This window comes from Thalassotalea eurytherma, assembly GCF_030161415.1.
Lineage (GTDB): Bacteria > Pseudomonadota > Gammaproteobacteria > Enterobacterales > Alteromonadaceae > Thalassotalea_G > Thalassotalea_G eurytherma.
Map to the genome: position 1 here is coordinate 48,431 of NZ_BSSU01000010.1, position 16,250 is coordinate 64,680.

The following is a 16,250-nucleotide window of genomic DNA, read 5'->3' on the forward strand; positions in this document are numbered from 1 at the left end:
CTATATTAGCTGAATTCATCGGGTAAAAATAGCGGACCAAGCGGCTTCACTGGCAGGTCAAATGTTTCAGGGTATGTAACATCAACAAAGTACAAGCCACCAGCAGCGGCAGTCATACCTGCTAAACAACGATTTTTAGCTGTTAACACTTCCTGCATCCACGCTACGGTTTCTTGTTTTTTACCAACACGAATCAAACTGCCGGCAATATTACGAATCATATGATGTAAGAAAGCATTGCCTTTAACATCAATAATGACGTAATCCTGGATACGGTGGACGTTGATAAATTCCATGGTTCTGATCGGTGATGGCGCCTGACAATGAACCGTTCTAAATGAGGTGAAATCATGCGTACCAACAAGAGCTTGGGCCGCTTGATGCATTAGCGTTTCATCGAGTTTGTCATGAACAAAGCAAAGGCCACCATTTAAAATTGCCGGTCTTAGTGGTGTATTAAAAATAACGTAGCGATAACGTCTAGATGTCGCACTAAAGCGTGCATGAAACTCTTCAGGGACTTGTTTGACCCAAGTTGTAGCAATGTCAGAAGGTAAGTTAGTATTGACGCCTAAAGTCCACGCAACATCCTTACGGATTTTAGTGGTATCAAAATGAACAATTTGATTTGTTGCATTTACGCCTGTATCTGTGCGACCTGCACAAATAACTTCTATTGGCTCATCTGCAACTTTAGAAAGTGCTTTCTCAAGCGCCTCTTGGATGCTAGGTGAATGATTTTGTCGTTGCCAGCCACAGTATTTTTTACCGTCGTACTGAACCCCTAAGGCGTAACGCATATATAACTCCGTATGATTCGGAGGCGCATTATTACTAATTTTAATGCGCTTGCCAATGGCAATTATGTGACTAACTTAAATTACCAAGTAACTGCTGCGCTTCGAACTGCTGTTGTGCATCGCCAAGCTTAATTACATCTTGTAAAATCACTTCTGCATTTTCTTCATCACCGATCTCAATATAAACTTTTGCCAAGTCTAATTTTGCAGCGACTCCGTTAGTGTCTTCTTCATCAATATCGGTATCATCTCCTGCAAATTCAGGAAATTCATTAAGACCAACATCAATATTTTCACTTTTATACGGCTCAGATGCTTCAGGCTCTAAAGAGTCAGTTATAAGACTGTCTACAGAAACGAAATCAGCAGGTTCATTGTCATCTTCTTCAATTGCAACTAGGTCGTCACCAATATCAAGATCTTCAATAACATCTTCTACAATAGGCTCTTCTAGTGTGGACGGCGCATTTTCTTCTTCAATATTGGCTAATAGCTCGTCAAAGTCTAAATTATTTAACTCTTGAATGTCTTCAATTTCGCTAGCTTCAGCGGCCTCAGCTTTAGGCGTTACCTCACCATCACTGAGTAGGTCAGCCAATACGTTGGAATCGGTAAAATCAGGTGTTAGCTCTACCGGCTCGTCATGTGCAGGTGTATCAGTTTCATTTAATAAGTGAGACAGAGTTGATTCATCAAAAGGAGCTTCTACCTCTTCTGTTTGCTCATTAACACCGTCAAGTAAATCTTCTGTTGCTGTCGTACTTTCATCAGAAACGTCTGCTAAAAGTTGCTCTACATCCAACTCTTCGAGATCTATATTGTCACTATGTGCAGCTTCGTCAGCAACGGTATCATTAGCAACGATGTCATCTTCAATCGCATCACTTTGACCTAATATTGAATTTTCAGCGCTCGCTACTTCTTCAACTTGAATAGCATCTAGAATATCGTCAACATCCAATATTTCTTGCTCTTCGTCGTCATTTTCATCAAGCGTGATTGGCTCATCAATATCATCGTTATCGACTACTGTTTCTTGTCCAACACCACTGAAATCCATGGTTAAGAATTGGCCAACATGCTCTTCAGTAAAGTTATCAATATCTTGGGTATTTAACTCATCATGACTTTCAGAGTCACTAACATCTGAAACGTCATCTTCTATTAATTTAGCGTCATTTGATTCAGCCGGTGCGTCGTCAAAACTCGATAATAAGGCATCAATATCATCAGGATCAGTTAATTCGACTTTTGACGTTGGAATATCACTTTCATCATTGCCAGATATTTCATCAAGCAATGAGTCGATATCATCTGGGTCCGTAACATCTTCTTGTAGGCTAGATTCTTCCTCACTTACTTCATCATTTATTTCATCAAGTAATGAATCGATATCGTCTGGGTCGGTAACATCTTCTTGTAGGCTAGGTTCTTCCGCGCTTACTTCTTCATTTATTTCATCAAGCAGTGAATCGATATCGTCTGGGTCGGTAACATCTTCTTGTAGGCTAGGTTCTTCCGAACTTACTTCTTCATTTATTTCATCAAGTAATGAATCGATATCGTCTGGGTCGGTAACATCTTCTTGTAGGCTAGGTTCTTCCGCACTTACTTCTTCATTTATTTCATCAAGCAGTGAATCGATATCGTCTGGGTCGGTAACATCTTCTTGTAGGCTAGGTTCTTCCGAACTTACTTCTTCATTTATTTCATCAAGCAATGAATCAATATCGTCTGGATCGGTAACGTCTTCTTGTAGGCTAGGTTCTTCCGCGCCAATTTCATCAAGTAATGCATCAATATCGTCTGGTTCGGTAACCTCTTCCTGTGGGCTAGGCGTTTCAGCACTTACTTCAGCAAGTAAAGAGTCGATATCGTCTGGGTCGGTAACATCTTCTTGTAGGCTAGGTTCTTCCGCACTTACTTCTTCATTTATTTCATCAAGCAATGAATCAATATCGTCTGGATCGGTAACGTCTTCTTGTAGGCTAGGTTCTTCCGCACTTACTTCTTCATTTATTTCATCAAGTAATGAGTCAATATCGTCTGGGTCTTTCACGTCTTGTTGTGGGCTAGGTTCTTCCGCGCCAATCTCATCACTTACTTGATCAAGTAACGAGTCAATATCGTCTGGGTCTGAGACTGCATCCGCTGATGTGTCTTGTTCGTCAGTGACTTCATCAAGCAGCGCATCAATATCATCTTCGGTATTTGACGGAGCTTCTTCAGCGCTTTGTTCTAAAGCGCTATCATCACTGCCTTCTTCTGTTATTTCGAGACCGCTTAGCAAGTCATCTAGCATGTCTTGACCTAACTCACCGCCATCTAGCGTTTGATCTTCCTCTTCTTCTGGCGTTTGCTCTAACAAATCATCTATATCATCGTCGGCTAATTCGATCGAATCATCTAGTGGCTGCTCATCACCTAAATCATCAAGTGAAATATCCTCAAGGTCGTCCAAATCATCGTCTAAATGAATGACATCATCATCAAGTAATTCATCGTCTAAATCATCAAGATCATCTGAAAACAACTCGTCGCCACCTAACTCTGTTCCATCCAAGTCATCAAGAGATTCATCTTCAGTTAAGTCAATTGCCAGTTCATCATCAAGTGAAAGTTCACCATCTAATGCAAGCTCTTCAGCTTCTGGCGCAGCTTCTTTTTTTACTTCAGTTTCTTTTACCGGCGCTTTAGTTTCCACTTCGACAGGTTTATCGTCAGACTTTCTTCTCAATAGGAAAAACGCAATAAGTGAAACGATTAAGACAGCAGGCACAGTAGCAACCAAGAAAGTAAACCAAATACTCGAAGTAAAATTATCATCTTCAAGTGCCGCTTTTTGTTTTTCTATCATCAGCTCTTGCTCACGAGCATTAGCCTTATCAAGCAATTCTTGTTGCAGTTTGATCAGTGCATCCATTTGCACTTTCATTTCTTCACTTTTCGCAACTTCTTGCTGCATTTCACCAAGTTGACTATCAAAGTTTGATAAGCGACTTTTGAGTTTTTCGTTTTCTTGCAGTATTGCTTGTAAACCATCAATAGAATCTAAAACATCATTTTGAATGGTTTCTAATCGTTGCTCTTGGCTTTTACCGATATCTTGTAATTGTTCGTTAATCTCAGATTTAGCTTGTTCAAGATCTTTCTTTTGAACAACATTTGCCGGTGTCGCTTTTTTAGCTACAATTTTTGGCGCTGATTTAACTTTTTTCTCCCAAACATTATCATCAGCATCTGACTTAGCTTGGGCTTGTTGAGGGTCGATTGAGGCAATGTCATCGTAAGATGGAATTTTTAAATACTGACCATTGACTAGGTGATTTAGGTTATTTTCTTTAAATGCCTGAGGGTTATTAACGTAAAGTGCCTGCATCACTTGATACACAGAAAAGCGTGGATCAGGGCGCACCATAAGCGCTATTTTCCACAACGTATCAGCATTGTTTATTGGGCCATACTGCTTTATTGGAGAGGAATCTGTTGTTTTAGGGCCGCGAATTTGCACACCAGCATCTTGTGCAGCAACGGTTGAACATAAAACTGTAAACAAGCTGGCCAGTAGCAACGGCAATAATCGCAAACTCAGTGTTCGAGGCATTAAGGCTTTCCTAACTCTTATTATAATCGCCAAATAATTGGCTTTACTGGTAAAAATTTTAATCTAGCTGAAAACAAAGCAAGGGTTATACCACATTAGATTCAACTATATCTAAAAAAAAGAAACCTGTTAAGCACAGCCTAACAGGTTTCTTATTGTTTCTCATTGCCTTTTAACTGGAATGAGAGCGTTTAATCGCCTTGATTACTTACGATAAATACTCGCTTATTAGTAATTCTGCAATTTGAATACTGTTGGTTGCTGCACCTTTACGTACGTTATCGGCAACAATCCACATATTTAAACCATTATTATGACTTAAATCTTCACGGATACGTCCAACAAAGGTTGCATCTTCACCGCTAGCTTCACCAATTTGCGTTGGAAAATCTTCGTCTTTCTCGCATACAACAAGGCCTGGCGCTTCCTTTAACAAAGCTTTTACTTCATCAGCACTAATTGGAGACGTAGTTTCTAAATGAATGGCTTCACCATGGCCAAAAAATACAGGTACACGCACAGCAGTAGGATTAACAAGAACATTCTCATCACCCAAAATCTTCTTCGTTTCCCAAACCATTTTCATTTCTTCTTTCGTGTAACCATTTTCCATAAAAACGTCGATTTGCGGAATAACGTTAAATGCGATTTGACGAGAAAAGGCTTTTGGCTCAACAGGTTTACCCGTTAATAAATCAGCACATTGTTTAGCTAATTCATCCATTGCATCTTTACCAGCACCAGATACAGACTGATAGGTAGAAACATTTACGCGTTCAATACCTACAGCATCATAAATTGGTTTTAGTGCAACCATCATCTGAATTGTTGAGCAGTTTGGATTTGCAATGATATTACGGTTACGGTACTCCTCAAGTGCGTGAGGGTTTACTTCTGGCACTACTAGAGGAATGTCAGGTTCATAGCGATATTCAGAAGTATTGTCGATGACGATACAACCAGCATCAGCCGCCATTGGCGCGTATTGTTTTGACGTTGCACCACCTGCAGAGAAAAAGCCTATTTGCGCTAAGCTCCAGTCAAAGTTATCAGCATCTAGCACTTCAACACTTTCACCGTTAAATTCAATAAACTCACCAGCAGAACGAGCACTTGCTAACGGGTATAGCTTATTAATTGGAAAATCACGTTGTTGTAGTATTTCAATGATAGTTTTACCAACTAAGCCAGTTGCGCCCAATACGCAAACATCGAATTTCTGTGCCATTATTTTTCCTCTTGTTGCACGTTTTTACTAAAACCAAGTTGATACAGCGGCTCATACTTGGTGTCTAATGATGTGGTTAATAGCAACGAAGAAAACTCCCTGCGAGCCGGATATGTTTTTCTAATATGATCAAAACCACAAGAATTAATTTGTTGACGAAAAATAGCATCGTCTCGCCTAACATCGTAAACCATTTTTACTAATGGGTTTAGCAAAATTTCACTCATTGGGTGATTTATTTCTACGCTGTTAAACATAGGCTGTGGCAAGTAATCGTTAAGCGATTGCGTAATCGGTTTTGCCAACTGTTTACATAATGCCTGATACAACATTTCACTACCACGAGCTTTTCCTTCTAAGCTATAACCTGCTATATGCGCTGTCGCTATATCGGCATTGTCAATTAAAGGTAGTAAAATATTAGGCTCGTTTTCCCATACATCAAGCGCTAAACGAAAGCCTGCTCCAGCTTGTTTTATCGCTAAAAGAGCGTTGTTATCAATCACCTCTCCACGACAGGCATTAATAAGTATTTGTTCATTCGTTAATCGAGCTAAGCGTTCTTCATTTAACAAGTGAAAGGTTGCATGCTCTCCTGTTAATGTTTTTGGTACATGAAGTGAAACAACATCACAGGATAAAACGTCATCTAGCGAACTAAATTTGCGAGGATCACCTTGTGCTTCAAGCAATGGGTCACAAAGTTTATGAGCAACACCAAGCGCAGTTAGTTTTTCACTCAAACGACTTCCCGTATTGCCAGCGCCGACAATACCAACAGTTTTATCAACAAGGGAAAACTGATCTTTTTCAGCAAGTGTTACCAATGCACTTATTACATACTCGGCAACAGATACTGCATTGCACCCTGGTGCGGAAGTAAAATAAATACCGCGCGAACTCAGGTAATCTCGATCAATATGATCAAAACCAATAGTTGCAGAACCGACAAATTTTAGATTTTTATTTTGCTTAAGTAGTTGTTCGTTGACTTGGGTAATAGATCGAACGAGTAGAACATCAGCATCCGCTAATATTTCTGCACTAACGTCTCGACCAGAAAACGCTTGGGTCTCGCCAAACTCCGAAAAAAATTCTCGGGCAAATGGCATGTTTTCATCATAATAAATTTTCAAAACTAAAACTCATCGCAAAAAAAATGGGGTCAGAGTAAATTTTACTCTGACCCCATGTTATTTAAAACGCTTATTATTTATATTTTTGCATCACTAGCGTTGAGTTAGTACCGCCAAAGCCAAAACTGTTAGACATAACAGTGTTTAATTCAGCTTCACGTGGTTGAGTAACGATGTCTAAACCTTCAGCTTTTTCATCTAATGTTTCAACATTAATTGATGGCGCAATAAAGTTGTTTTCCATCATTAAAATAGAGTAAATCGCTTCATGGACACCAGCAGCACCAAGTGCATGACCAGACATTGCTTTTGTTGCACTGATAGCTGGAGATTTGCCCCCAAAAACTTCTTGAATTGCACCTAGTTCTTTAACGTCACCTACAGGTGTTGAAGTACCATGCGTGTTTAAGTAGTCAATAGGAGCATCGATATCTTGCATCGCTAACTTCATACAGCGCGCTGCGCCTTCACCTGATGGAGCTACCATATCGTAACCATCTGAAGTTGCACCATAGCCAACAATTTCAGCGTAAATATGTGCACCACGTGCTAAAGCATGTTCAAGCTCTTCAACAACAACCATGCCGCCGCCGCCAGAGATAACGAAACCGTCACGGTCTGCATCATAAGTACGAGATGCCTTTTCTGGTGTGTCATTATATTTAGTTGATAAAGCGCCCATGCCATCAAACATCATAGCAAGTGACCAATCGACTTCTTCACCACCACCAGCAAAAACAACATCTTGCTTGCCTAATTGAATTAACTCTGCAGCATGTCCAATACAATGTGCACTTGTTGCACAAGCTGAACTGATTGAGTAGTTAACGCCTAAAATTTTAAATGGTGTTGCTAAACATGCTGAAATCGTGCTCGACATTGTTTTAGGTACTGCATAAGGACCAACACGTTTAACACCTTTGGCACGCAATGTGTCGGCTGAAGCAATAACGTTAGCTGATGAAGCACCACCTGAACCAGCAACGATCCCCGTACGAAAGTTAGATACTTGCTCTGGTGCTAGTTTTGAATCTTTTATGGCTTGTTCCATGGCAACGTATGCGTAACCAGAAGCATCGCCCATAAAACGCATCGCTTTACGATCGATATGATCTTTAAGCTCAATATCAGGTTTACCCCAAACTTGGCTACGTAAGCCCTGTTCTTCAAAACTCTCTGAGCGAGAAATACCTGAGCGACCTTCTTTTAAAGACGCTAATACTTCGTCTGTATCGTTACCTAAACTAGAAACAATACCTAAACCTGTTATTACGACACGTTTCATTTATCTAAACCATCTAATTATTAAAATCGGCGATATGATAGCGAATTTCGCATAAAAACTGGTCTATCCAGTGTACACTTGTACACTGAACAACCGTCAATATCACCCTAAAAAAGTGAAAAAGTAAAATAACATACTTTTATACCAATAACTTAGCGATACATGAAAATTTAATGATATTTCCTCATTCCAAACATGAATTTTTGTCAATACGATAAATTTACGAATGTACGGCCAAATTAAGGTACAATCGATTGGCAAATTCCCTGTTCGCTTTTTACTGATATTTTGTATTTATGAACAACAAAAAAACATCTTCAATATCTGCATCGCTTAATAACGATAACGTTACCTTCCAACAAAACGGATCACCTTTTTCTCAGCAATTTGATGACATATATTTTGATACGCAATTTGGATATGGACAAAGCGAAGATGTATTTATCAAAGGCAATGATATCGCTGATCGCCTACTGACAAACGAACAAGCATTAGTGATTGGTGAAACAGGCTTTGGTACGGGGTTAAATTTCTTTTTAACATTGAACCACTTCATGAAAGCTAAAGCCATTCATCAACAGAGTATTAAACCATTAACCTATATCAGCGTTGAAAAGTACCCATTAAGTGGCGAGCAAATTGAGCAATCACTTTCGCTTTTTCCCGAGTTTTCGCCGATAGTTGCTGAGTTTATTGCACAATACAGGCAACGCAATATAGAAGCATCAACATTGGAGCTAAGTTTTTTTGATGGCTTAGTTCAGTTAGTGCTTATCTTTGATGATGCGACACAAGGATTTGAAAAACTTACCAGCAACGTAAAACAGGCGAAACATCAAAACAAACGTCTTACCTCTCCTATAAATGCGTGGTACTTAGATGGGTTTTCACCCGCTAAAAACCCAGAGATGTGGAACGATGACTTATTTAAACAGCTAGCTCGATTATCAAAAGACGATGCAACACTGGCTACTTTCACCGTAGCAGGGCTCGTTAAGCGAGGTCTGATTAACGTTGGTTTTAGATTGAGCCAGACAGAAGCAATAGGTAGAAAAAATAAAAGTATCTCTGCTAAATATCAGCAAAATAGAAACGCTGGGAAAGGTTATGTTTTGCGACCACATCATGTAAAACCAACACGAGTCGCAGTCATCGGCTCAGGTATAGCAGCTGCAAGCTTAGTTTATAAACTGACCAAAGAAAATATTCGGGTAAACCTGTACTGCCAAGATGAGCACTTAGCACAAGGTGGTTCAAGTAACGCTATCGGCGCAGTATACCCATTGCTGCATCAAGACAGAGATGACATTAGTGATTTCTATCATCAAGCGTTTGTTTGCGCATTAGGTTTTTATCAGTCACTAACTGATGAAGGCATAAACTACCCACATCAATGGTGTGGCGTTTTAGACTTGGCTTTTAAACCCGCGCTCGTTGAACGATTAAAAAGGTTTGATGATATTAACGCTTGGCCTAAGGATATAATTCATTCAATCGATGCTAAACAAGCAAGTGAAATAGCCGGTATACCTATTGAACATGACGGCTTGTATATGCCTAAAGCTGGCTGGGTAGCTCCACAAAAATTGGTTAAAGCAATCTTTCAAGCGGCTGACGATACCGGCTTTTTAAAGGTTAAAACGAGTTGTCACATAACTAAATTAACGCAAGTGGCCAATGGTCATTGGCGACTTCATCACAACAATAAAGTTGATAACGCCGAGCAGGTTATCATGTGCGGTGGTGCTCAATCGAACTTGATTGCCCCCTTTGATGAGCTGCCTTTGTATCCTGTTCGCGGGCAAATATCTTCAATGTACACCAACAATGATATTGGCAAATTATCAACCGTTATTTGCCACAAAGGATATTTAACACCAGAAAACGATGGTATTCATTGTATCGGCGCGACCTTCGATAAAGATGAAAGAAATATAGAAGTAAGAGAGCAAGATGATCTTTATAACCTAACAATGTATCAGCGTTCATTGCCTAACTTTCCAAAGTGGACGACAAACGATATTAAGGCCAGTAAAGCTAGATTACGTTGTATGACACCTGATCATATGCCAATTGCTGGCCCTATGCCAAAAACTGACGAGTACTATCAACATTATCAACATTTAGAAAAAGACAAAAACTGGTCAATAAACACGCCAGCCCCCTATTATGAAAACTTATTTGTCATGTCAGGCCTAGGAGCACGAGGGCTATGCTCTGCGCCATTACTTGCAGATATTATTGTTGCCGATATCTGCGGCACGCCCTATCCGGTTGACAGTAAAATGCGATTTAACTTAGCGCCAAATCGCTTCGCAATTAAAGATATCATTAAAGGTAAATTCAAATAGCCAATTTAAGCAACGAAAAGTGTTTGTAGCGACAACCAATAGTTATTGACGATCGTTTGATCTTGCGGCGTAAGTTCCGTTTTATTTTCGGTTAACGAAATACTGACTTTATCAGCAAGCGCCACTGATAATGTTTGGCTTTCATCACCAAAATTAACCGCTTCAAGTGCAATAAAGCCTTTGATATAGCTAGATGCGAACAGGGTATCTGCGTCAGCATCGTTAAAAACTAACTCATCAAAATACTGATAAAGTGAAGCGATTGTTTTAACGGACTCTAGTTTTGTCATGAGATTCTCTTTCTACTACTGTTCTAATTTGGGCTTGCGACCGGATAAAGGACCTGATCGTTATAACCTGTTGTGATTTTTATTAAGCCACTTAATGCTTGATCGAGCACCTGGTCACCCGTATCGGCAATCAAAGGGCGCTGATTTAATTGAGCAAGTTTTGTTTTGGTAGCAATCACAATGATATTGTCTTTGCCGATGCGTTGAATAATGCGCGGACTTAATTGTTGATTGCCACGACCAAAAATATGCCCTTGGCCACCAATTAAGGTAATGACAAGCTTTGCCGGTTGTTCACCTTGTTGGTCGTCATATTGTTCGAGCATTTGCCAAAGCTGTGGCTCAGTAATATCAGTTGCAATGAGATCTTGCTCCTGAATAACATCAACACCTAACAACGTATTTGCTAAGCCAAGTTCTTCCATTAAAAAAGCCGTTGTTGAGCCAGAGCCGATAATATATAACTGCTCTTCCATATGATTGATGACATCGGCGGCTATATCTTGCAAAACCAATTCATCAGATTCTTTACCACCTGACTTAACTGCTTGCACATATTGTAATTCGCTCGGTACGCTCATTTCGCCGTATCGCTTGGCCTTAACAACACCGTCACGAAATAAACTCTCATCAATGTCCATTACGTCAGCATCGGTAAGCGTAACAAGCTCATTAGTCACCATTTTTTCAATAACACGCCCAGCAGCTTTTGGGGTTACTGCATATACACCAGAATGAATTTTGCAACCAGCTGGGATGCCAAGCACAGGAAAACTATCGCCAACTTGGCTACACACATTTCTCGCCGTTCCATCGCCGCCAGCAAAAAGCAAAATATCGATACCTTCATCTATTAGGGCTTGTACTGCATTTTCTGTATCAATAGCAGATGTAGGTTCAGTCGCTTGATAAATAACTTGCGTATCAAATCCCAATGATTTTGCTGTTGTTTCACCCATATCAGCGCTTACAGTCAGTACTTGAATACGTTCTTGATAAGGAAGCAAGACCTCTAATGCTTGCTGCGCCCTATAGTTAGACTTAGCTGTCGCACCCAGTGCTAATGCTTGTTCTGCAATGCCGTCACCATCGCTGCCTTTTAAGGCTACACTGCCGCCAATTCCAGCGATAGGGTTAACTAAAAAACCTAACTTAAATGATTGCATGACTAACCTCTAGATTTTCAACATGCTGATGGTAAAACAGTTTATCTTGTTCAAAAGGTGTTAAGAATTGCTCAAGTGACAACGGTAGACTGACATCGTAAAATCGCGCCAGCGCGTCAATAAAGTCTTGTGCTCGTTGCGGAAACCCATTGGTCAAATAGTCCTCAACCTGCGAAAACACGCGCTTTTTAAAAGCGGTAATATCGGGCTCAGAGTCGCCATTTAAGTTATCAACAGACACCGTGAATTTTTTATTCGAGGCAACACAAAATGCCCATTCTATCGCTTGAGGCTTTAGCTCAACTAACTCAAACTTTTCTTGTTGCTCAGCGGTTCTACCATCGGGCTCGTACCAATAGCCAAAATCAATAAGCTCTCTTCTTTTACTGCCAGCAATGCACCAATGAGAAATTTCATGCAATGCACTGGCATAAAAACCATGGGCAAATACGATCTGATGATATGAACATTGATCATTGGCGGGCAGATAAATAGGCTCGTCACCACCCTTGATCAGGCGAGTATTGAAACTGCCATAGAAAGTGTCGTCAAATATCTCTATTAAATCTTGATACTTGTGCATCAACATATCGCCAATTGAAAAATTGGCGCTATATTAACGAAAAACGACGATGGATGCATCGTCGTTTTATCGTTTTAAAGACAATTAAATGTTTAGTTGTCGGAAGACTCAGGTAAAGACTTAACTGACGACTTAATGATGAAGTACCCTAGTAAGCCAGAAATTAAAGAACCAATAATAATACCTAAACGATCTTGGAAAATAAGGTTATCACCTGTAGTTTCAAACGCAAGCGAACCAATGAATAAACTCATCGTAAAGCCCACGCCACACAACAGTGAAGAACCGTAAAGTAGTCGCCAATTCATCGCTTCAGGTAGCTTGGCAACACCCAGCTTAATCATCACCCAACAAAAACCAAAGACACCAATTTGCTTACCGACAAATAGACCTAAAATAATCCCCATTGGCACAGGTGACAACACGTCATCTAGGCCCACACCGGTTAAGTTAATACCCGCATTAGCAAAGGCAAATATAGGTAAAATAATAAACGCGACCATTTCATGGAGGTTGTGCTCTAATGATTTTAATGGTGAAGGCTCATCTTCTTTACCTTTGATAGGAATAAAGAATGCTAATGCGACACCGGCTAACGTTGCATGAACGCCCGACTTCAACACTGCGACCCATAAAATAAGACCAAAAAATAAGTAAGGCGAGGTACTTGTAACACCGCGCTTATTCATGACAAATAGAGTAACCAGTACGACGGCGGCAATAACAAGAGAGGTTATTGATAATTGTTCGGTATAGAACAGTGCTATCACGATAATCGCGCCTAAATCGTCAAAGATAGCAAGAGACGTTAAAAAGACCTTTAGTTGAATAGGTACCTTTGAACCAATTAGAGATAAAATACCTAAGGCGAACGCGATATCCGTTGCGGTCGGTATTGCCCAGCCATTAATCGCTGCAGGATCTTGGTAATTTAAAGCAGCATAAATAGAGGCTGGTACTAACATACCGCCAACGGCACCAATAGCAGGTAAAGTGATTTGTCCTGGTTGAGATAAATCACCTTCCAAGAATTCTCGTTTGAGCTCTAAACCAACAAGTAAGAAAAATAATGCCATCAGGCCATCATTGATCCACAGTAATAATGGCTTCGCAATTTCAAAACTGCCAACAGCAACCTTAACAGGCACAGATAACAATAAATCGTAATAGATATTAAGCGGAGAATTAGCAATTACCATTGCTATAACAGCGGAGAACATCAATAAAATACCACTGGCGGCTTCTAACTTTAAAAAAGACTGCAAAGTTTTTAACGGCATTGTTTCCTTCCAATTTTTATTATAGACATATTATGTCATTCTAGACCAAGATGGATGTTAAATATATAGTTTACAAAGCAATTAAGTACAAAATATAAATCGGAAAACTCCACATTTAACGAAAATTATTCATTGAGCTATATCGGATTCACATCTATTCAGGTTATTATCAAGTGATAACAAGGAGAAATAATAAGTAACATGAAAAAGTTAGATGAAATAGATTTACGCATTTTGACCATTTTGTTTTCAGATGCCGACATTACCAATAAAGAATTAGCAGCGCAGATAGGCATTGCTCCTTCAACCTGCCTTGAACGCGTAAAGCGCATGAAGCAAAACGGTGTAATCAAAAATGCATTTGTCGATATTAACTTTAAAACACTAGGTGGCAATATCGAAGCGATTGCGGCGATTCGCTTACAGCCTTATTCAGAGCAAATTGTAAACTTGTTACGTGACGATTTGTTGAAACTGCCTGAAATAGTAAGTTTGTATCATATGGGAGGGAGTTATGACTACTTTATCCATATGTCCGTAAAAGACTCTGAACATTTGCGCCGCTTTGTTTTTGACGCAATCACCTCTCGTGAAGAGGTACAAACGGTTGAAACTTCACTTGTTTTTGAGCACAGTCGCAGTAGCGTATTACCAAACTTTAGTGAAGATTAACGATTTCACTTAGGAAAAAATGATAAAGGCAGTGTAAGTAAAAACACTGCCCTTTTTTTGTTTAAGTCATTCACGTTGCAATGGTAAATCTCAAATAATAAAAAACCTCGCCAAGAGCGAGGTTTACATTCGAGAAAGGTGAATATTTCTCAATAAACTGTCACGACTTCATGTTATGACTTAAGGTCATCAAAGAACTTTTTCACACCATCAAAGAAGCCAGTTTCACGTGGGCTGTGCTTTGCTGTGCTCTTACCCATCTTCTCATCTAATTGACGTAATAAGTCGGCTTGATCGCCAGATAAGTTAACAGGTGTTTCAACCACGACTTTACACATTAAGTCGCCAGTAATGTTTGAACGAACTGACTTCACACCTTTGCCACGTAAACGGAACATTTTGCCCGTCTGTGTTTCTTTAGGTATTTTCAGTTTTACTTTGCCTTCTAGTGTCGGTACTTCAATCTCTCCACCAAGCGCAGCGGTTGTAAAACTAATTGGCACTTCACAATAAAGGTGGTTTTCATCACGAACAAAAATAGGGTGATCTTTCACGTTCACTTGAACATATAAATCACCTGCTGGAGCACCATGTTCGCCAGCTTCACCTTCACCTGATAAACGAATTCTGTCGCCAGTATCAACACCTGCTGGCACTTTGGCGTTAAGTGTTTTAGTTTTCTGAACACGACCTTGGCCATGACATGAATTACAAGGATCAGAAATAACTTTACCTTGGCCATTACACGTAGGACATGTTTGCTGAACTGCAAATAAGCCTTGGCGCATTTGTACCTGACCGTGGCCATGACATGTTGAACATGTTTTCGCTGATGTACCTTTCTTAGCACCACTGCCATCACAAGGCTCACATGCTACATAAGTGGGTACTTTAATTTCTACAGACTTACCTTTAACCGCGTCTTCAAGGCTCATTTCTAAGTTATAACGTAAGTCACTACCACGGCGTGCGCGAGAACCACCGCCTCCGCCGCCACGGCGTCCGCCGCCGAAAATATCACCGAAAACGTCACCAAAAATATCACCAAAATCTTGACCGCCACCGAAGCCGCCACCGCCCATACCACCTTGTTCAAAGGCTGCATGACCGTATTGGTCGTACGCGGCACGTTTTTGCTCATCACCTAAAACTTCATAAGCTTCTTTCACTTGCTTAAAAGTTTCTTCTTTAGATTTATCACCTTGAGTACGGTCAGGGTGAAACTTCATTGCTAATCGTTTATAGGCTTTTTTGATTTCACGATCAGAGGCGTCTTTAGCAACTCCAAGCGTTTCGTAATAGTCTTTCTTTGACATAGATATTTCTTACTTCACTTAAAAATGATGGATATCAATTTGATTAGGTACTTATCTAAATAGCTAATTAAATTGAAGTCCGTTTGGTTACATAGATTCCGACCTGCGTCGGAATGACATTTACTTTTTTACTCTACTTCACAGATTCCGTATCAAGTACGGAATGACGTTTACTTTTCTACATAGATTCCGACCTGCGTCGGAATGACATTTACTTGTTTACCCTACTTCACAGATTCCGTATCAAGTACGGAATGACGTTTACTTGTTTACCCTACTTCACAGATTCCGTATCAAGTACAAAATGACGTTGATTGTGTCATTGCGGCGAAGGCCGTAATCTCATACTTACAGTCAAGTACAATGCAACAATGAGTATATTCCTGAACATAACAAAGCGCCGAAACCGACGCTTTATCATATTTAACTTAAACTTCAAGAAGTTAAAGCTTTAAGCTAGAGGGCTTAAGTTCAAGAAGGACACACGGAGCTTAGTTTACTAAGTGAGTATGTCCGACGCTGAAGTTATGCTCTCTAGC

General features: G+C 40.0%; 12 protein-coding genes. 2 read left to right on the forward strand and 10 right to left on the reverse strand.

What is annotated here, in order from left to right:
* Positions 1 to 5 precede the first annotated feature (5 nt).
* The 5 genes from truA to fabB form a co-directional block, all read right to left on the reverse strand.
* Positions 6 to 800, reverse strand: coding sequence for a tRNA pseudouridine(38-40) synthase TruA (gene truA / locus QQK02_RS10630; RefSeq protein WP_284207997.1), 795 nt, complete (start codon positions 798 to 800; stop codon positions 6 to 8).
* Positions 801 to 870: 70 nt separating this feature from the next.
* Positions 871 to 4,404: a FimV/HubP family polar landmark protein gene (locus tag QQK02_RS10635; RefSeq protein ID WP_284207998.1), complete on the reverse strand. Its 3,534-nt coding sequence runs from the start codon at positions 4,402 to 4,404 to the stop codon at positions 871 to 873.
* A gap of 208 nt (positions 4,405 to 4,612) precedes the next feature.
* The gene (locus QQK02_RS10640) at positions 4,613 to 5,632 is read right to left on the reverse strand and encodes an aspartate-semialdehyde dehydrogenase (protein ID WP_284207999.1); all 1,020 of its coding nucleotides are present in this window, start codon (positions 5,630 to 5,632) and stop codon (positions 4,613 to 4,615) included.
* Entirely contained in the window at positions 5,632 to 6,768 is a 1,137-nt protein-coding gene (locus tag QQK02_RS10645) for a 4-phosphoerythronate dehydrogenase (RefSeq protein WP_284208000.1), read from the reverse strand. Before QQK02_RS10645 ends, QQK02_RS10640 begins: the two co-directional genes overlap by 1 nt.
* A gap of 73 nt (positions 6,769 to 6,841) precedes the next feature.
* A complete protein-coding gene (fabB, locus tag QQK02_RS10650) occupies positions 6,842 to 8,053 on the reverse strand; it encodes a beta-ketoacyl-ACP synthase I (protein ID WP_284208001.1) in 1,212 nt (403 codons plus the stop codon).
* Between the two features lie 296 nt (positions 8,054 to 8,349).
* On the opposite strand from fabB, the gene mnmC reads away from it, so the two are divergent.
* The gene (gene mnmC, locus QQK02_RS10655; protein ID WP_284208002.1) at positions 8,350 to 10,404 is read left to right on the forward strand and encodes a bifunctional tRNA (5-methylaminomethyl-2-thiouridine)(34)-methyltransferase MnmD/FAD-dependent 5-carboxymethylaminomethyl-2-thiouridine(34) oxidoreductase MnmC; all 2,055 of its coding nucleotides are present in this window, start codon (positions 8,350 to 8,352) and stop codon (positions 10,402 to 10,404) included.
* A 5-nt stretch (positions 10,405 to 10,409) separates the two neighbouring features.
* On the opposite strand, the gene QQK02_RS10660 is transcribed toward mnmC, so the two are convergent.
* The 4 genes from QQK02_RS10660 to nhaA all read right to left on the reverse strand — a co-directional run bounded on the left by QQK02_RS10660 (position 10,410) and on the right by nhaA (position 13,723).
* Positions 10,410 to 10,694 (reverse strand): YfcL family protein, encoded by a 285-nt coding sequence (locus QQK02_RS10660; protein ID WP_284208003.1) that lies wholly within the window; start codon positions 10,692 to 10,694, stop codon positions 10,410 to 10,412.
* A gap of 23 nt (positions 10,695 to 10,717) precedes the next feature.
* Positions 10,718 to 11,860 carry an ATP-NAD kinase family protein gene (locus QQK02_RS10665; RefSeq protein ID WP_284208004.1) on the reverse strand — a complete coding sequence of 381 codons (1,143 nt, stop codon included), beginning with the start codon at positions 11,858 to 11,860 and terminating at the stop codon, positions 10,718 to 10,720.
* A complete protein-coding gene (locus QQK02_RS10670) occupies positions 11,847 to 12,443 on the reverse strand; it encodes an elongation factor P hydroxylase (RefSeq protein ID WP_407705038.1) in 597 nt (198 codons plus the stop codon). Before QQK02_RS10670 ends, QQK02_RS10665 begins: the two co-directional genes overlap by 14 nt.
* 92 nt (positions 12,444 to 12,535) lie before the next feature.
* Complete coding sequence (nhaA, locus tag QQK02_RS10675) at positions 12,536 to 13,723, reverse strand: Na+/H+ antiporter NhaA (protein WP_284208006.1); 1,188 nt, start codon at positions 13,721 to 13,723, stop codon at positions 12,536 to 12,538.
* 201 nt (positions 13,724 to 13,924) lie between these two features.
* On the opposite strand from nhaA, the gene QQK02_RS10680 reads away from it, so the two are divergent.
* Positions 13,925 to 14,395 carry an Lrp/AsnC family transcriptional regulator gene (locus QQK02_RS10680; RefSeq protein WP_284208007.1) on the forward strand — a complete coding sequence of 157 codons (471 nt, stop codon included), beginning with the start codon at positions 13,925 to 13,927 and terminating at the stop codon, positions 14,393 to 14,395.
* A 173-nt stretch (positions 14,396 to 14,568) separates the two neighbouring features.
* On the opposite strand, the gene dnaJ is transcribed toward QQK02_RS10680, so the two are convergent.
* Entirely contained in the window at positions 14,569 to 15,711 is a 1,143-nt protein-coding gene (gene dnaJ, locus QQK02_RS10685; RefSeq protein ID WP_284208008.1) for a molecular chaperone DnaJ, read from the reverse strand.
* Positions 15,712 to 16,250: the final 539 nt, after the last annotated feature.